A 17,194-nucleotide genomic window follows, 5' to 3' on the forward strand; every position below is an offset into this window, starting at 1 on the left:
ATCAGTCTCCAAGCGGCAGGCTGTCAGGGCCGCCGCGATAGTCGTCGAGGGCCAGCTTGATGCGGCGCAGGCGTTCCTGGTTGTCATCCGGCATGGCCAGCGCCAGTTCGGTGGCAAGCAGGTCGATGGCCAGCAGCATGCCGTAGCGCGCCGCCGTGGGTTTGTAGATGAAGCTGGTTTCGGCCGGTTGCAGCGCCAGTACGACATCCGCCAGCGCGGCCAGGGGGGAGCCGGCCAGGGTGATGGCGACGACGGGCGTGTCGTAGTTGCGCGCCAGGGCCACCACGTCCAGCAACTCCGGGGTGAGACCGCTGAGCGAACAGACGATCAACGCATGCTCCGGCCCCAGCGTCGCCGCCGTGACGCGCATCATCACCGGGTCATGGCAGGCGGCAATCGGGTAGCCCAGGCGCACCAGACGCACTTGCAACTCATCGCTGCACAGGCTCGACGGGCCGCCCATGCCAAACGCGTGGATCATCCGCGCTTTGCCCAACAGGCTGACCGCATCGACGAAACCGGCTTGATTGAACCCCGACAAATGCTGACGCAACGTCGCCTCGATATCGCCGAGAATCTGCCGATGAAACCCCGACTGCTCAGGCTTGCCCGCCGGGTCCAGGAAGCGGCTGCCCACGCCACTGGCCTGGGCCAATTGCAGGCGCAAGTCGCGCAAATCCCGGCAACCGACGCTGCGCGCAAACCGCGACAACGTGGCGGTGCTGACCTCGGCGCGTTGGGACAACTCTTCCAGGCTGGCCGACGCGGCAAAGCCCACGTCATCGAGCATCAGCTTGGCGATACGCCCTTCGCCGGCACTGAAAGACGCCTGGCGGGCGCGGATCTGGTAGAGGATGTCCATGGGGTCTCCGGATTACAGGATGCAGGACAGACCATACGTCAGACCGAAGGCAACTACTGAAATCAGGGTCTCCAACACGGTCCAGGTCTTGAAGGTCTGGATCACGCTCATATTGAAGTATTCCTTGATCAGCCAGAAGCCGCCGTCGTTGACGTGGGAAAAGATCACCGAACCCGCACCGGTCGCCAGCACCAGCAGTTCAGGGTGTGGATAACCCAGGCCCAGCGCGACCGGCGCGACCACCCCGGAAGCGGTGGTCATGGCTACGGTGGCCGACCCGGTAGCGATGCGCATCAACGCGGCGAATAGCCAGCCCATCACCAGCGGCGACAGGTTGAAGGCATGGGCCAGGCCGAGGATTTCATTGGTCACGCCGGCGTCGACCAAGATCCGGTTCAAACCGCCGCCCGCGCCCACCAGCAAGGTGATACTCGCGGTCGGCGCCAGGCATTCGTTGGTGAACTTGAGGATCGACTCGCGGTTGAAACCCTGCGCCAGGCCGAGGGTCCACAAACTCACCAGGGTCGCCACCAGTAGCGCGACCACCGAGTTGCCGATAAACAACAGGAACTGGTTAAAACCGCTGCCAGGCGTGGAAATCACGTTGGCCCAGCCGCCGATCATCATCAGCACCACCGGCAACAAAATAGTGCCCATGGTCAGGGCGAAACTCGGCAACCGGCTGCGCGGCTCGCGCTCGATGAACTGGCGTTCCAGCGGGTTTTCCGCTGGCAGGTGAATGCGCGGCACGATGAACTTGGCATACAGCGGGCCGGCGATGATCGCCGTGGGAATGCCGATCAAAATCGCATAGAGCACGGTCTGCCCGACCGAGGCGTTGTACGCCAGCACCGCCATCATCGCCGCCGGGTGCGGCGGCACCAGCGCATGCACCACCGACAGGCCGGCTACCATCGGCAAGCCGACCATCAGGATCGACACCCCCACGCGCCGCGCCACGGTAAAGGCGATCGGCACCAGCAACACAAAACCGACCTCGAAAAACAGCGGCAGCCCCACCAGAAAGGCAATGCACACCATCGCCCAGTGGGCATTGCGCTCGCCAAACCGGTTGATCAGCGTGCGCGCCACCTGCTCGGCGCCACCGGATTCAGCCATCATCTTGCCGAGCATGGTGCCCAGCGCGACCACCAGGGCGATATGCCCCAGGGTTTTACCGACGCCCGCCTCATAGGAGCCCATGATGGAGTCCGCCGGCATCCCGGCCATCAGCGCCAGGCCGATGGACACCAGGGTGATGACGATAAACGGGTTGAGTCGGTAACGTGCAATCAGCACGATCAAAGCAATGATGGCGATGGCAGCGTATGCCAATAGCCCGAAGCCCGGTGATGCGGCCATGCGGTACTCCTCGGAAAGGGTCACGTCGAATGGGTTGTGAAACTCATAAATCATTACCGAGGAGCATTTTCAATTTTCATGAAAGTAATTTTCGCCCACAGATAAGCGCTGTCGCGTTGGGACATGCCCGACAGCGGCGCATGAAAATTCAGGGGGTGTTCTTACATCAAGTTCAGAAAAGGCTGGAAACTCAACACGCGCGCTTGAGTCTTAAAATGCGCACCCACCGACATCCAGGACACTCGCTCATGATCCGCACCTCCCTCGCCGCCAGCGCCGTGCTGCTCGCCCTGTGCAGCAGCGCGTCGGCCGCCGACAACGCCGCACTGAAGAAATGCATGGACAGCGCCAACACGACCGTCGACATGGTCAAGTGCAACACCCAGCAAACCAAAGTGCAGGACACGCGCCTGAACACCGCCTACAAGACCGCCCTCGCCGCCCAGGAAGGTGCGCGCAAGCAGCAATTGCAGGACGTGCAGCGCCTGTGGATAAAGTACCGCGATGCCAATTGCGCCTTTGCCGGCAGTGCCACCGGCGGCAGCATTGATCAGGTCAACGGCACCGGCTGCGTGCTGGACATGACCCAGACCCGCGCCCAGGAACTGGAAGACCTGGTCGGGCCGTGATCCCTCACAATCAGTCGTGATGGACCTTGGCGCGCTTGAGCAGCTTCTTGCAGCGCTCGGACAAATGCAGCACGCGCAGATGCTTGCCGGCCTTGCTGTAGCGCTCGCGCAAGGTCATCAGCGCGGCAATCGCGGAGTAGTCGACAACGCTCAGGTGACGGCAATCCAGCGTCACCGCTGCCGGGTCGTTCGCAGGGTCAAAGCAGTTCAAAAACGGCGTGGTCGAGGCAAAGAACAAGGTGCCATGCACGCGGTAGAGCTTGCTGCCGTCCGCTTCCAGATGTTCATCCGCATACAACTCCCGCGCCTGTTGCCAGGCGAAGTTCAGCGCCGCGATCACGATCCCGCACAACACGGCCGTGGCCAGGTCGGTGAACACGGTGATCACGGTCACCGCGATGATCACCAGCACGTCGTTGAGCGGCACCTTGTTGATCACCCGCAGCGACGCCCAGGCGAAGGTCTGCTGCGACACCACGAACATCACCCCCACCAGCGCCGCCAGCGGAATGCGCTCGATCAGCGGTGACAGAAACAGAATGAACAACAGGATCATCACCCCGGCCAAGACCCCGGAGAAACGCCCGCGCCCGCCGGAGCTGAGGTTGATCACGGTTTGCCCGATCATGGCGCAACCGCCCATGCCGCCGAACAGGCCCGAGAGCATATTCGCGGCGCCCAGGGCCACGCTCTCACGGTCGGGATAGCCGCGGCTCTCGGTGATTTCGTCGGTGAGATTCAGGGTCAACAGGGTTTCCAGCAGGCCAACCATCGCCATCAAAAATGCGTAGGGCGCGATGATGCCGAGGGTCTCCAGGGTCCAGGGGATCTGCGGCAGCGCGAAGCTCGGCAGGCCACCGGCGATGTGGGCCATGTCGCCCAGCGTGCGCGTCGGCAAGCCCAGCAGGTACACCGCCAGGCCCACGCCGAGGATCGCCACCAGGGCCGGCGGCACCGCACGGGTCAGGCGCGGCAACAGGTAGACGATGGCCATGGTCACCAGCACCAGGCCGCTCATCACATACAGCGGCGTGCCGCTGAGCCAGGTATCAGCGCTTTTGAAATGCTCCAACTGCGCCAGGGCGATGATGATCGCCAGGCCGTTGACGAACCCCAGCATCACCGGGTGCGGCACCATCCGCACCAGTTTGCCCAGGCGCAGCAGGCCGAAGACCAGCATGATCAACCCGCCCAGCAGCACCGTCGCGAGCAAATACTCCACGCCGTGTTGCACCACCAGCGCGACGATCACCACCGCCATCGACCCTGCCGCGCCAGAAACCATCCCCGGCCGGCCGCCGAACAACGCCGTGAGGGTGCAGATGATGAACGCGCCGTAGAGGCCCATCAGCGGGTTGAGGTGCGCCACCAGGGCAAAGGCGATGCATTCTGGCAGCAAGGCAAAAGACGTGGTGAGGCCGGCCAGGGCGTCGGCGCGAAGACGGGTGAGGTTCATGAGGTACCAGGGCATTGCGGGGAATAAGGCGGGGAATGGTACGGAATTGGGCGCGGTGGGGCCAGCGATTGTGCATACCCCTGTGGCGAGGGAGCTTGCTCCCTCGCCACAAAAGCGCAGAGGGGTATCAGACCATTTCGCGGCGAATCCACTCCACCACCGACGTGCGCTTGGGCACCCAACCCAGCAGTTCACGGGCATGCTTGCCGCGCACGCGGCTGTTGGAGCCCAGGCCGTAGTTGGCCATTTCATAGCCCCATTCGGCTTCGGCGTCGGCCAGGGGCCAATCCTGCGGTTTGCCCAGGTTCAGGGCATCGGCGATGGCGGTGGTCATGTCGATAAACGCCGCTTCGCTGCTTTCCACGAAGTAGAACGTGCCCGGTACGTTCTTCTCCAGCGCCAGCAGGTAGAGCGCGACCACGTCCTCGATATGCACATTGGACCAAATGTTCTGCCCTGTGCCGACATGGCGCACCACCCCGCTCTTGCGCGCCTGCTTGAGCAAGCGCGGCAATTGCACGCTGTCACGCTTCACGCCCAGGCTGTGGCCGTATATCAGGGTGTTGCAGATCACCGCCGAGTTCACGCCGTCTTGGGCGGCAGCCAGCACCCGGTTGTCGATGGCGACACGGGCGGCCTTGTCGACAGTCGGTTCCGGCAGGTGGTCTTCGAAGTAGATGACATCACTGGCCTTGCCGCCCGATGCATCGCCGACGATGCTCGAACCGCTGGTGTGCAGCAACGGTTTGTTCGAACCTTTCAAGGCTGCCAGCAGCGTTTCCACGGCCGCGCGATGGTCGCTGCTGGCGGCGTTGATCACCGCGTCGGCCTGCGTGGCCTGTTCGGTCAACACCGCACGGTCATCCAGAGTGCCGATGACCGGGGTGATGCCCAGGGCCGTCATCTCGGCGGCTTGATCGGCGCTGCGCACCAGGCCTGTCACATGGTGGCCGGCCTTGACCAGGCCGGTGGCGATGGAACCGCCGATAAAACCAGCGGCGCCGGTAACGAATACGTTCATGGCGGTCTCTCCTGACTGAGTAAGTGATGGGCCCAGTATCAAGGCCCCATCCCTGTTGAATAAGACCGTATTGCCCAATTCAATCTTGCGTGCAGGTCACGAATCAGCAGGCGTACCGCGCCAGCTTGGCCTGGATGAAGTCCAGGAAGCATTGGATGCGCAAGGCCAGTTGCGAGTTGCGGTAATACACCGCGTGGATCGGCTGGCGATAACCGCTGTTGAACGCCTCCAGCACCGGCACCAGGCGCCCGGCCTCGATGTCTGCGCTGGTCATGAAGTTCGACAGGCAGCCAATGCCCTGCCCTTCGAGCGCCAGTTGTCGCAAGGTTTCGCCGCTGGACGCGGCAATGCCGGGCTGGATCAGCCAGCGGTCACCCGCCACGTGGCGCAGCGGCCAGTGGTTGAGCGTCTCGGTCTGGGTGAAGCCAAGCAAGGTGTGCTCGGCCAACTCGGCGACCGTGGTCGGCGTGCCGTATTGCTTGAGATAGGCCGGGCTGGCAAGGATATGCAGCGGGGTGCAGCCGAGGGACCGCGCATGCAGGGTGGAATCGGCCAGCGCGCCGATGCGAATGGCGATGTCGGTGCTCTGCTCCAACAGGTCGATGATCAAGTCATCACTGTTCAGCTCCAGTTGGATCTGCGGGTACAGCCCGCGAAACTCGGCGATGTAAGGCACGATCCCATGCAGCATGAACGGCACGGCGGCATTGATGCGCAACCGCCCCGCCGGTTTTTTCTGGCGCGACGACAAGCGCTCCTCCAGCTCATCCATCTGCGCCAGGATCACCTTGGCCTGCTCGAAGAAATACTTGCCCTCCTCGGTCAGGTCCATGCGCCGCGTGGTGCGGTTGATCAGCGTGGTGTCGAGTTTGGCTTCCAGGCGCGACAAGGTGCGGCTGAGCGCCGACGGCGTCTGCCCGACCTGCTCCGCCGCAGCGGAAATCGAGCCGCACTCAATCACGCTGACGAAGATCTGTAATTCATCGGATCGGGCTTTCACAGGCTGTCCTCTTTATCGGCACAGCGCAGCTTACACCGAGAGGTCGAACACCTGCGCCAGATGCTGCTCGTAGCGCGCCACGTCAGCGTCGATGGCCGGGCGCTTCATGACGTCCACGCAGAGGAACGTCGGCAAGGCCGTCATGCCGAGGAACTGATTGGCCTTGTGAAACGGCAAGTACACCGCGTCCACGCCTTGGCCTTCGAAGAAGTCGCTCGGGTCGTCGAAGGCTTGCTGCGGGGCGTTCCAGGTCAGCGACAGCATGTACTGCTTGCCGTGGATCAGGCCGCCGCTGCCGTATTTCTGCGACGCGTCGGAACGGGTGCGACCATCGCTGGCGTAGAGGCTGCCGTGACCTTCGGTGAAGACTTCGTCGATGTACTTCTTGACGATCCACGGCGCGCCCATCCACCAGCCGGGCATCTGGTAGATGATCACGTCAGCCCAGAGGAATTTGGCGACCTCTTCGGCCACGTCGTAGCCTTCGTCGATATGCGTGACCTTGATGTCGATACCGCCACGGTCGAGTACCGCCACGGCGGCGTCATGCAGGGTGCTGTTGTAGCGACCGTCGGAGTGGGCGAATTGTTTACCGCCGTTGAGCAACAGGACTTTTTTCATGGAGGAGCGCCTTAAGATTAAAAATGTCTGAAGGCAGGGTATCGATGCGCCTTGTGCGGAATAAGCCTTGGCGCGGCAAAATACATTTGACTAAAAATCACGAATTCGAATCTATTATTGCCTTTACCCACTGATCAACAGATGCGCGCCCAACAGCGCCATGCCGATAAAAAACACCCGTTTGAACAACCCGGCACTGATCCGTTGGCGCAATACCTGCCCGAGCCACATCCCCAGCAAGGCCGGCGCCAGCGCCAAGAGCGAGGCATTGATTTCGCCGCCGCCGAGGCTGCCACGCCAGGCCAACCCGGCGGCCAGCGCCAATGTCGACACGCTGAACGACAACCCCAGCGCCTGCACCAACTGATCGCGACTCAAACCCAACGCTTGCAGGTACGGCACCGCAGGAATCACGAAGACGCCGGTGGCCGAGGTGATCAGGCCGGTGACCAGCCCACACACCGGCGCCAACCAGCGCTCGGTTGCGGGCTTTACGCTGAATGTGGGCAGCAACAGTCCACTCAACGCATACACCAGCAACGCCGCGCCCAACGCGCGCACCACCCAATCGCCACCGCCCATTCCCAGCCACAACGAGCCCAACCCGGTGCCGAGGAAAATCAGCAGCAACAGCGGCCACAAGCGTTTGAGCAACGCGCTCAAGTGGCCGCCGAAGGCCAGTTGCCAAAGGTTGGTCACCGTCGAAGGGATGATCAGCAACGCCGCAGCCTGCGCCGGCAACATAGCCAGGCCGAGCATGCCCATGGCTACGGTGGGCAGGCCCAGGCCAATCACGCCTTTGACGGTGCCAGCCAGCAGGAAGGTGCCGATCACCAGCAGGGTCAGGGCGGTGCCGAGGTTTTGGTAGAACGCGAGGAAGGTTGTCATCGGCCGAGTGTGGGGCTTATCGCTGGGCGCGAAAATTCACCATATACTGAGGCAGCCTCTTGTTTTGCGTGAGGCTGATGCCGCCATCGCGAGCAAGCCCGCTCCCACAGTTGAAATGCATTCCAACTGTGGAAGCGGGCTTGCTCGCGATAGCGCCAGTCCAGCGAAAGGAAATCTTCCAGCCATGCACTTCGACCTGATCGACCTGCGCCTCTACCTGCACATCCTCGACGCGGGCAACATCACCGCCGGCGCCAGCCGCAGCCACTTGTCCTTGGCCGCCGCCAGCGCGCGCATCCGCGCGATGGAAGCCGCGCTGGGCGTCGAATGCCTCGAACGCGGCCGCCGTGGCGTCACGCCCACGGCCGCTGGCCGCGCCCTGGCCCGTCATGCCCGGCTGTTGCTGCAACAGGCCGAGCACCTGCAACAGGACCTGGCGGAGTACGCCAACGGCGTCAAAGGCCAGGTGCGCCTGCTGTGCAACACCACCGCCCTCAGCGAATACCTGCCGGAACTACTGGCGGATTTTCTGCGCGAGCACACCAACCTCGATATCGACCTGCAGGAACTGCCCAGCCTGCGCATCACCCAGGCCTTGCGCCAGGGCACCGCAGACCTGGGGATCATCTCCGACGCGGTGGACACCCACGGCTTGCAGACCCTGGCGTTTCGCGACGATCCGCTGGTGCTGATCATGCCGTTGGAGCATCCGTTGGCGGCAAGTACGGTGAGTTTTATCGACAGCCTGCATTACGACTATGTGGGCCTGGCCGCCCACAGCGCGTTGGCGGTGTACCTGGAAGAACAGGCGTTGCACGCGGGGTTTCGCTTGCAAACGCGCATCCGGGCCGAGGGCTTTGATGGGGTGATGCGCATGGTCGCACGCGGCGCGGGCCTGGGGATCGTGCCCCAGGCGGCACTGGCGCGTTGGCCGTTGGAGCAGCGCTTCAAGGCCCAACCGTTGCGAGAAGATTGGGCCTGTCGAACGTTGCTGTTATGCGCACGCTCGTTCGAACAACTGCCGGGTTATGCCAGGGCCTTGCTCGACGCCTTGGCCCTGCCCTTGCGGAAAAACCCGTAATACACCGCCGATAGAATCAGCAGGAACGGCACGCCGAACACCAGGGTCATCTTGAACGCGTCGGTGAAATACGTGGTGATCATCACCGCGCCCATCAGCACCAGGCCCAGCAGCGTGCTGTAGGGAAACAGGCGCAGTTGGAACGACAACTTCGCCCCGCCATGACGCTTGCGATAGCGGCGGAAGAACAGGTGCGTCAGGAAGATCATGAACCAAGTGAAGATCGCGCCGAACATCGAGATCGCCATCATCAGTGTGAACGAGCTTTCCGGGTAGACCACGTTAAGCAAGGTCGCCAGGGCGATGCCCGAACTGGACAACAACAAGGCGTTCAGCGGGATGCCGCTCTTGCTCAACGCGCCCATGGACGTGGGCGCAAAGCCGGCGCGGGACAGGCTGAACATCATGCGCGTGGTGATGTAGAGCTGGCTGTTCATCGCCGACAGCGCCGCGATCAGAATCACGAAATTCATCACCCCGGTGGCGCCGGGAATGCCGATGGTCTGCATCACCGTGACGAACGGGCTCTGGGTCTGCCCGGCCTGGTTCCACGGCACGATGGCCAACATCAGCGCCAGGGTCAGCAGGTAAAACACCACCAGGCGCACGATGGTCGCGCGAAAAGCCTTCTTCACCGCCTGCTCCGGGTCAGCCGCTTCACCGGCCGCCACGGCGATCATCTCCACGCTCAGGTAGCTGAAGATCGACACGATCACGGCGATCCACATGCCGCTCAAGCCATGCGGGAAAAAGCCGTCGTGGGCCGTGTAGTTCTGCACGCCGTACTGCGGGTTGCCGGAGCCGAACACCACGTACACCGCAAGGAGGATGAAGCCGACGATGGCGCTGATCTTGATCGTCGAGAACCCGTATTCGAAGTTGCCGAAGGTTTTCACGCTGATGGCATTGAGCAGGATCAGCACGCTGGAAAACGACACGATCCACACCCACTCCGGCACGTTGGCGAACCAGTACTTCATGTACATCGCCACCGCCGTGACCTCGGCGCCCACCGCCAGCACAATCGCCGCCCAATAGGCATAACGCACCAGGAACCCGGCCAGCGGGCTGATGTAGAACTCGGCGTAGGCACCGAAGGAGCCGGAGGTGGAATGGGCCACCGTCATCTCCGCCAGGCAGCCCATCAGCAGCAAGGTGATCAACGCACCGATGGCGTAACTCAGCAGCACGCTGGGCCCGGCATAGGCGATGGCATAGGCGCTGCCCATGAACAGCCCGGTGCCGATGGCGCCACCGATGGCGATCATACTCATCTGGCCGGAAGTGAGCTGGCGCCTCAGGCCCAGTTCACGGTGGGTGATTTCTGCAAAGCCGTCGTTTGGCGTGGTCACGTGGTGTGCCCCTTATTGTTGTGATTGCACGATTTGTCTGTTGCCACAGACTCCCTGTGGCAGGGGGCTTGCTGGTGATAGCAGTCTTTCAGTCGATGCATGGGTGACTGATCCGCCGCCATCGGGGGCAAGCCCCCTCCCACAGGGGTCTGTGGTGTTCATTCATTGAGTGTCTGGCGCAGGCTCAGTGTGGGAGGGGGCTTGCCCCCGATGGTGGTGTGTCGGTCGCCGGATTCGCACGCTGATACGGCTCTATCGGGAGCAAGCCCCCTCCTCCATTGTTGTCTGTGTTTGTTCAGGTGACGCTGTTGCGCACCTTGAATTGCGGTTGGTCCCACGTGTGGTTGTCGAGGATGTCGCCGAGGATTTCCACGGCGTCCCATACCTCGCTGAAACTGGTGTACAGCGGCGTAAAACCAAAGCGCATGATGCGCGGCTCGCGGTAGTCGCCGATCACTCCACGGGCAATCAGCGCCTGGATTACCGCGTAGCCTTCAGGGTGCTCAAAGCTCACATGGCTGCCGCGTCTAGCGTGCTCGCGCGGGGTGATCAACACCAGGCCGTGGGCGGCGCAACGGGCTTCGACGCACGCGATGAACAGGTCGGTCAGGGCCAGGGATTTACGGCGCAGGCTGGCCATGTCGGTCTGTTCGAAAATCTCCAGGCCGCATTCCACCATGGCCAGCGAGGTGATCGGCTGGGTGCCGCACAGGTAACGGGCGATGCCGGCACTCGGCGCATAGCTCGACTCCATGGCGAACTGCCGGGTATGCCCGAACCAGCCCGACAACGGCTGGCGGACCACGTCCACCAGCGCGGGGTTAACCCACACGAACGCCTGGGAGCCGGGGCCGCCGTTGAGGTATTTGTAGGTGCAGCCGATCGCGTAATCGGCGCCGGCCCGATGCAGGTCGATGGGCACCGCGCCCGCCGAATGCGCCAGGTCCCAGAGGCTCAGCGCGCCGCACTCGTGGCTCAATGCGGTGAGCGCCTGCATGTCATACATGTAGCCGGTCTTGTAGTTGACGTGGGTGAGCATCACCACCGCCACATCCTGATCAATGGCCTGAGGCAGTTCGTCCGGGCTGTTGACCAGCCGCAGGGAATAGCCCTGTTGCAGCAGCTCGGCGAGGCCTTCGGCAATGTACAGGTCGGTGGGGAAGTTACTCGCTTCACTGACGATCACCTTGCGCTGCGGCTGGCGTTGGCGCTGCACGCTCAAGGCGGCGCTGAGCACCTTGAACAGGTTGATCGAGGTGGTATCGGTGATCACCACTTCGCCGTCGCCCGCACCGATCAACGGCGCCAGGCGATTGCCCAGGCGCTGCGACAAATCCGCCCAACCCGCGCTGTTCCAACTGCGAATCAGGCCATTGCCCCACTCCTCGGCGATCACCTGCTGCGCCCGCGCAAGCGCTGCCACCGGACGCGCACCGAGGGAGTTGCCGTCGAGGTAGATCACCCCCTGCGGCAAGGCGAACTGGTGACGCAGCGGCGCCAACCGGTCCTGGTCGTCAAGGGCTTGGCAATGGCTTCGAGTGATCATGGGCTGTCCTGATTTTTATAAAGGAATATGCAGCAAATAATGAACGAGGTTTTAGAGAATTTTCGTGCAAAGTGGTGGGCAACAGGCTAATTAAGCTGTAGGAAATTCGAAGTTCAACCGAAAAAACGCGGATTTATTCTAAGTATGATTCTCGACGCCACCGACCTGCGCCTCCTGCATTTCCTGCAACAGGACGGCCGTATCAGCAACCAGGAACTCGCGGAAAAAGTCGCGCTGTCGCCCTCCGCCTGCCTGCGCCGTCTGCGCCTGCTGGAAAGCGAAGGGATCATCAGCGGCTATCGCGCAGTGTTGAATGCCGAGCAGTTGGGGATCGAGCTGGAAGCCATCGTCCACCTGTCATTGCGCCAGGACGTGGAGGATTGGCATGAGACGTTTATCCAGAAGGTGCAAGGCTGGCCGGAAGTGGCCAGCGCCTACGTGATTACCGGCGCCAGCAACTATGTGCTGCGGGTGCAGGCGCGCAACCTCAAGCACTTTTCGGACTTTATCGTGAACCACCTGAACCGCACGGCGGGGGTGATGGATATCCGTTCGGAGATTGTGTTGCAGAAGATCAAGGATCGCGACGAGGTGTTGGATCTGGTGCTGCGCAAATAGCCGCAGCACCATCGGTCAAAAAATGTGGGAGGGGGCTTGCTCCCGATAGCGGTGTGTCAGTCGCCGGATTCGCAAGCTGATCCATCGCCATCGGGAGCAAGCCCCCTCCCACATTTTTTGACCGTGCTGATCAATCTTCCAATGCACGCACCCGCTGCATGCGCTTTTGCTCTACCGGCGCAGCGGCGAGCTGCACCTCAAAGTCAAAATCAATCTGCGCAAAACGCCCGTCCACACCCAACTCCCGCGCCAATTGCTGATCGTCACTGAAGCGAATTTCGGCAATCAATTCATCCCGCGTCGCGTAGGCAAAATCATCGTGCAGGTACGGGTCGTCTGACAGGTTGATCTGCGTGGTCAGGTGCCGATGCCCCGGCGCCGAGATGAAGAAGTGAATATGCGCCGGGCGCTGCCCGTGGCGTCCGAGTTGATCGAGCAACTGCTGGGTCGGCCCGGTCGGCGGGCAGCCATAGCCGGACGGCACGATGCTGCGAAAACGGAAGTTACCCTGGGCATCGGTCTCGATGCGGCGGCGCAGGTTGAACTCCGACTGCGCGGTGTCGAACCAGGAGTAAGTGCCGCCGGTATTGGCCTGCCACACATCGACAATCGCCCCGGCCACCGGTTTGCCCTGCGTGTCCCGCACCTGCCCGCGCATGAACAGCGGCACGCCCGGGTCCTGGCCGTCATCCAGGCGCGCTTCGTATTTCGACAACGGCGCCCCCGCCACATACAGCGGGCCTTCGATGGTGCGCGGCGTGCCGCCGGTTTTGCCGGCTTCTTCGTCGGCGGCGTCCATCAGCAAATCCAGGTAATGCTCCAGGCCGAGCCCGGCGGCGAGCAAACCGGCTTCCTGGTGTTTACCCAATTCGTTGAGGTAGTTGACCGCCGCCCAGAATTCTTCGGGGGTGACTTCCAGGTCTTCGATGATGTTCACCGTGTCCCGCAGGATTCGGTAGATCAGCGTCTTGGTGCGCGGGTTGCCGCTTTCGCTGCGGTTGCCGCTGGCTTCTTCGAGAAACTGTTGGGCGTGGGCAGTCTGGGACAGTCGGATGGACATGGTGCAATCCTCATCTTGTAATTATTCGGGATAAAACAGGCTCAGCGGTCATCCGCGTGGATCGACGACGGGTGCCTGCACAGCGCATTCACTTCGATGGCCATGTAGGGATAAAGCGGCAGTTGCATCAGCAGGTCGTGCAGTTCCTGCACGCTGTCGACATCGAACACGCTGTAGTTGGCGTAGAGCCCGGCGATGCGCCACAGGTGGCGCCATTTGCCCTCTTGCTGCAGGCGCTGCGCCAGGGCTTTTTCTTCGGCCTTGAGGTTGGCGGCGCGTTCGGGGTTCATGTCGACGGGCAGGTGTACGCTCATTTTTACGTGGAACAACATGGCAGGCGCCTCTTAGTGGTTGTCACGCCGGAAGAACGCCAGACGCTCTTCATCGATGGTCAGGCCCAGGCCCGGTGCGGTGCCGACATGCAGGTGGAAATCGCGGTACACCAGCGGCTCGGTGAGGATGTCTTCGGTGAGCAGCAGCGGGCCGAACAGCTCGGTGCCCCACGTCAGGGTGTCCAGGGTGAGGAACGCATGGGCCGAGGCCAGGGTGCCGATGCCGCCTTCGAGCATGGTGCCGCCGTACAGACCAATCCCGGCCGCTTCGGCAATCGCGGCGGTGCGCAACACCGCGCGCGGGCCACCGTTCTTGGCGATCTTGAGGGCAAACACCGAAGCCGCGCCTTCGCGGGCCAGGTTGAAGGCGTCCTCGACACATTCGATGGATTCGTCGGCCATGATCGGCGCCGGGCTCGACCGGTTAAGCCGGGCCATGCCACCACGGTTGTTGCGCGAGATCGGCTGTTCGATCAGGTCGATAGCGTTGTCGCCGAGCGCCTTGCAGGCGCGCAGGGCGACGGCTTCATCCCAGGCCTGGTTGACGTCGACGCGCACGCTGGCGCGCTCGCCCAGGGCTTTTTTGATCGCGATCACATGGGCCAGGTCGGCACTGACCTCACCGGCACCGATCTTCAATTTGAAGACGCGGTGACGGCGCAGGTCGAGCATCTTCTCGGCTTCGGCAATGTCCTTTTCGGTGTTGCCGCTGGCCAGGGTCCAGGCCACCGGCAACGCGTCGCGCACGCGGCCGCCGAGCAGTTCGCTGACCGGCAGGTTCAGGCGTTTGCCCAGCGCATCGAGCAAGGCGCTTTCGATACCGGACTTGGCAAAGGTGTTGCCGCGAATGCTGCGCGCCAGGCGCAACATGGCGGCATTGATGTTGTTCGCGTCCTGGCCGATCAGCAGCGGGGCGAAGTGGCGGTCGATGTTGATTTTGATGCTGTCGGGGCTTTCGTTGCCGTAGCTCAGGCCGCCGATGGTGGTGGCTTCGCCGATGCCTTCAATGCCGTCGGCGCAGCGCAGGCGGATGATCACCAGGGTCTGGTTTTGCATCGTGTGCATCGCCAGCTTGTGCGGGCGGAGGGTGGGGAGGTCGACGATGATGGTCTCGATCGACTCGATGGCACAAATCGGCATGGCTATACCCGTTGGGTTCTTTATAGATTTGAGCCGATTCTGTGCCGCATTTTTCCAGGGTTCCAATATAGAATTGGTCTCGCACAATACCTTCAAGGTATCAAAGGAGCTGTCATGGAACTGCGACATCTGCGCTATTTCCAGGTGCTGGGCGAAACCCTCAACTTCACCCGCGCCGCCGAACGCCTGCACATCGCCCAGCCGCCGTTGAGCCGGCAGATCCAGCAATTGGAGGATGAATTGGGCGTGATACTGCTGGAGCGCGGCCGCCCGCTGCGGCTGACCGAGGCCGGACGGTTTTTCTATGAGCACGCCAACGTGCTGCTGGAGCAGTTGGGCAAGGTCTGCGACACCACCCGGCGTATTGGCCAGGGCGAGAAGACCTGGCTGGGCATCGGCTTTGCGCCGTCGACCTTGTATGGCGTGCTGCCCGAGCTGATTCGGCGGCTGCGCAACCATGAAGCGCTGGAGCTGGAGCTGGGGCTGTCGGAAATGACCACCTTGCAGCAGGTCGAAGCGCTCAAGGCTGGGCGCATTGATGTGGGCTTCGGGCGGATTCGCATCGATGACCCGGCTATCGTCCAGCGCGTGCTGGTGGAGGACCGCCTGGTCGCGGTGCTGCCCGCCGGTCACCCCTTGCTGGACGCGCCCGCCACCCTCGCCCAACTGGCTGCCGAGCCGTGCGTGCTCTACCCCGGCAACCCACGGCCCAGCTATGCCGACCATGTGATCGCGCTGTTCGACGCCCACGGCTTGAGCCTCAAGGTGGTGCAATGGACCAACGAATTGCAGACCGCCATCGGCCTGGTCGGCGCGGGCATGGGCGTGACGCTGGTGCCGGCATCGGTGCAGGTGCTGCATCGGGCGGACATCGGCTACACGCCGATTGTGGAAACCACCGCGACCTCGCCGATTATTCTCAGCCGGCGGGTGAATGATCAGTCGCCGGGGCTGAGTCATTGTTTGCAGTTGGTTGAAGAACTGATCTGAAATCTCCCAGGCACTGGAGATCAAATGTGGGAGGGGGCTTGCCCCCGATGGCAGTGTGTCAGTCGATGCATAAGTTGGCTGTTCCACTGCTATCGGGGGCAAGTCGAACCGTCGCACCGCCCCTCCCACAGTTGATCTGCGGTGTTTTTTAGACCGTGCGCAGGCGGTTGCGCTGTAGAGTTTGGCTCGGCGACTCATCGAACAGCTTGCGATACTCCGCCGAGAACCGCCCCAGGTGCGTAAACCCCCAGCCCAGGGCAATCTCGGAGATGGTACGGGTGGAGCCGTGTTCGAGGATCTCCTGGCGCACCGCCCCTAGCCGATACTTTTTCAGGTAAGCCATCGGCGACAGCGCGAAGTATTTGCGAAACGCATCGAACAGCTTGAACCGCGAGACCCCGGCGGCGGCTTCCAGATCTTCCAGATGCACCGCTTCGCGGGCGTTGTCGTGAATGTATTGGCGGGCGCGGATCAAGTAGTGCGGCAGTTTCACGCCGAGTACGTCGCGCAGTTCCTCTGAATAGTTATTCGGCTGGGCGAGGATCAGGCCCTTGATCAGCGAGCTTTCCAGGTCGCGGGTAAACGCCGCCTGCTCGTACAACTCGCTGCTGCGCGCAAGCTCCGCGATGAAATAACGCGCCATGCGCCACCACGAGGCCGGGGCACCGTCCACCGCATCCATTACCGACTCGAAACGCAGCGGCGCCTCAATCGGCCGTTGCAGCAGCCCTTCCAGCGACTCGTTCATCGCCGCGCGGGTAATCACCACCTGCAACTTGCGGCAATCGCCGGAAATCGCCAGCACCTGGTGCTCATTGGGCGAGATGATCACGCCTTGATCGCGGTTGGAACTCAGGCGCTCGCCGTTCTTGCTCAACTCCTGCTCGCCCACCAGCGGCAGGCTCAGGCTGTAGCTGCTGAAGTGCTCGGCGTCCTCGATGTCGATGGTCACGTCGGTGCCGTATTCGATCACGCCCAGGGTGGTGGCGCGGGACTTGAACACGTTGGCGCTGTGATGGAAACGCAGGCGCTCGGGCGTGGCCGTCTCCAGGCGGTGCGGCCCGCAGATGCCGGACATCCAGCTGCGGGCGCCCTCCAGGTCGAAGCGTTCGATACGGATATCGCGTGTATGGCTACTCATCAGGCTGCACCCACGGCGGTTAGGCGGTTGCGCGCTCTGGCGGCGCGTCGTGACAGATCGACAGCAAGTTCTGCGCCACGGCGGCGGTCTCGCTG

The 17,194-nt window shown here is 62.5% G+C and carries 17 protein-coding genes; 4 read left to right on the forward strand and 13 right to left on the reverse strand.

Features of this window, described 5'->3' with window-relative positions; genetic code table 11:
- Window position 1: 1 nt before the first annotated feature.
- On the reverse strand, window positions 2–862 hold the full coding sequence (locus ACS5Q8_RS24250; protein ID WP_465159498.1) for a MurR/RpiR family transcriptional regulator: 861 nt from the start codon (window positions 860–862) through the stop codon (window positions 2–4).
- A 12-nt stretch (window positions 863–874) separates the two neighbouring features.
- A complete protein-coding gene (locus ACS5Q8_RS24255) occupies window positions 875–2,224 on the reverse strand; it encodes a GntT/GntP/DsdX family permease (RefSeq protein WP_465159499.1) in 1,350 nt (449 codons plus the stop codon).
- 248 nt (window positions 2,225–2,472) lie between these two features.
- Here ACS5Q8_RS24255 and ACS5Q8_RS24260 point away from each other — a divergent pair, with 248 nt between their 5' ends.
- Window positions 2,473–2,853, forward strand: coding sequence for a lysozyme inhibitor LprI family protein (locus ACS5Q8_RS24260; protein WP_247399693.1), 381 nt, complete (start codon window positions 2,473–2,475; stop codon window positions 2,851–2,853).
- A gap of 10 nt (window positions 2,854–2,863) precedes the next feature.
- On the opposite strand, the gene ACS5Q8_RS24265 is transcribed toward ACS5Q8_RS24260, so the two are convergent.
- From ACS5Q8_RS24265 to ACS5Q8_RS24285, 5 genes are all read right to left on the reverse strand, one after another.
- Window positions 2,864–4,309 carry a SulP family inorganic anion transporter gene (locus tag ACS5Q8_RS24265; protein WP_443697063.1) on the reverse strand — a complete coding sequence of 482 codons (1,446 nt, stop codon included), beginning with the start codon at window positions 4,307–4,309 and terminating at the stop codon, window positions 2,864–2,866.
- A 127-nt stretch (window positions 4,310–4,436) separates the two neighbouring features.
- Window positions 4,437–5,330 carry an NAD-dependent epimerase/dehydratase family protein gene (locus ACS5Q8_RS24270; protein WP_465159500.1) on the reverse strand — a complete coding sequence of 298 codons (894 nt, stop codon included), beginning with the start codon at window positions 5,328–5,330 and terminating at the stop codon, window positions 4,437–4,439.
- A gap of 103 nt (window positions 5,331–5,433) precedes the next feature.
- The gene (locus tag ACS5Q8_RS24275) at window positions 5,434–6,330 is read right to left on the reverse strand and encodes a LysR family transcriptional regulator (protein WP_276194858.1); all 897 of its coding nucleotides are present in this window, start codon (window positions 6,328–6,330) and stop codon (window positions 5,434–5,436) included.
- 30 nt (window positions 6,331–6,360) lie between these two features.
- Window positions 6,361–6,951, reverse strand: a complete 591-nt coding sequence (gene mdaB, locus ACS5Q8_RS24280; protein WP_276194859.1) for an NADPH:quinone oxidoreductase MdaB — start codon at window positions 6,949–6,951, stop codon at window positions 6,361–6,363.
- 123 nt (window positions 6,952–7,074) lie between these two features.
- Window positions 7,075–7,839, reverse strand: a complete 765-nt coding sequence (locus ACS5Q8_RS24285) for a sulfite exporter TauE/SafE family protein (protein ID WP_276194861.1) — start codon at window positions 7,837–7,839, stop codon at window positions 7,075–7,077.
- Between the two features lie 184 nt (window positions 7,840–8,023).
- Between ACS5Q8_RS24285 and ACS5Q8_RS24290 the strand changes: the two genes are divergently transcribed.
- Window positions 8,024–8,920: a LysR substrate-binding domain-containing protein gene (locus tag ACS5Q8_RS24290; RefSeq protein ID WP_465159501.1), complete on the forward strand. Its 897-nt coding sequence runs from the start codon at window positions 8,024–8,026 to the stop codon at window positions 8,918–8,920.
- On the opposite strand, the gene ACS5Q8_RS24295 is transcribed toward ACS5Q8_RS24290, so the two are convergent.
- Both ACS5Q8_RS24295 and kynU read right to left on the reverse strand, forming a co-directional pair.
- On the reverse strand, window positions 8,866–10,272 hold the full coding sequence (locus tag ACS5Q8_RS24295) for an amino acid permease (protein ID WP_465159502.1): 1,407 nt from the start codon (window positions 10,270–10,272) through the stop codon (window positions 8,866–8,868). The genes ACS5Q8_RS24290 and ACS5Q8_RS24295 overlap by 55 nt on opposite strands.
- 295 nt (window positions 10,273–10,567) lie before the next feature.
- Window positions 10,568–11,818 (reverse strand): kynureninase, encoded by a 1,251-nt coding sequence (gene kynU, locus ACS5Q8_RS24300; RefSeq protein ID WP_443693843.1) that lies wholly within the window; start codon window positions 11,816–11,818, stop codon window positions 10,568–10,570.
- Between the two features lie 144 nt (window positions 11,819–11,962).
- On the opposite strand from kynU, the gene ACS5Q8_RS24305 reads away from it, so the two are divergent.
- Complete coding sequence (locus ACS5Q8_RS24305) at window positions 11,963–12,436, forward strand: Lrp/AsnC family transcriptional regulator (RefSeq protein WP_247400149.1); 474 nt, start codon at window positions 11,963–11,965, stop codon at window positions 12,434–12,436.
- Window positions 12,437–12,566: 130 nt separating this feature from the next.
- Here the strand turns inward: ACS5Q8_RS24305 and catA are convergent, their stop codons facing one another.
- From catA to ACS5Q8_RS24320, 3 genes are read right to left on the reverse strand one after another with little or no spacing between them, the layout of a single operon-like run.
- Window positions 12,567–13,496: a catechol 1,2-dioxygenase gene (gene catA / locus ACS5Q8_RS24310; RefSeq protein ID WP_247400147.1), complete on the reverse strand. Its 930-nt coding sequence runs from the start codon at window positions 13,494–13,496 to the stop codon at window positions 12,567–12,569.
- A 41-nt stretch (window positions 13,497–13,537) separates the two neighbouring features.
- Complete coding sequence (catC, locus tag ACS5Q8_RS24315; protein WP_247400137.1) at window positions 13,538–13,828, reverse strand: muconolactone Delta-isomerase; 291 nt, start codon at window positions 13,826–13,828, stop codon at window positions 13,538–13,540.
- Window positions 13,829–13,840: 12 nt separating this feature from the next.
- Window positions 13,841–14,968 carry a muconate cycloisomerase family protein gene (locus ACS5Q8_RS24320; protein ID WP_465159503.1) on the reverse strand — a complete coding sequence of 376 codons (1,128 nt, stop codon included), beginning with the start codon at window positions 14,966–14,968 and terminating at the stop codon, window positions 13,841–13,843.
- 114 nt (window positions 14,969–15,082) lie between these two features.
- On the opposite strand from ACS5Q8_RS24320, the gene ACS5Q8_RS24325 reads away from it, so the two are divergent.
- A complete protein-coding gene (locus ACS5Q8_RS24325) occupies window positions 15,083–15,958 on the forward strand; it encodes a LysR family transcriptional regulator (RefSeq protein ID WP_426100232.1) in 876 nt (291 codons plus the stop codon).
- Between the two features lie 148 nt (window positions 15,959–16,106).
- On the opposite strand, the gene ACS5Q8_RS24330 is transcribed toward ACS5Q8_RS24325, so the two are convergent.
- Window positions 16,107–17,099: an AraC family transcriptional regulator gene (locus ACS5Q8_RS24330; protein ID WP_247403627.1), complete on the reverse strand. Its 993-nt coding sequence runs from the start codon at window positions 17,097–17,099 to the stop codon at window positions 16,107–16,109.
- Between the last annotated feature and the right edge of the window lie 95 nt (window positions 17,100–17,194).

It is taken from the genome of Pseudomonas sp. PAMC25584 (genome assembly GCF_058135675.1).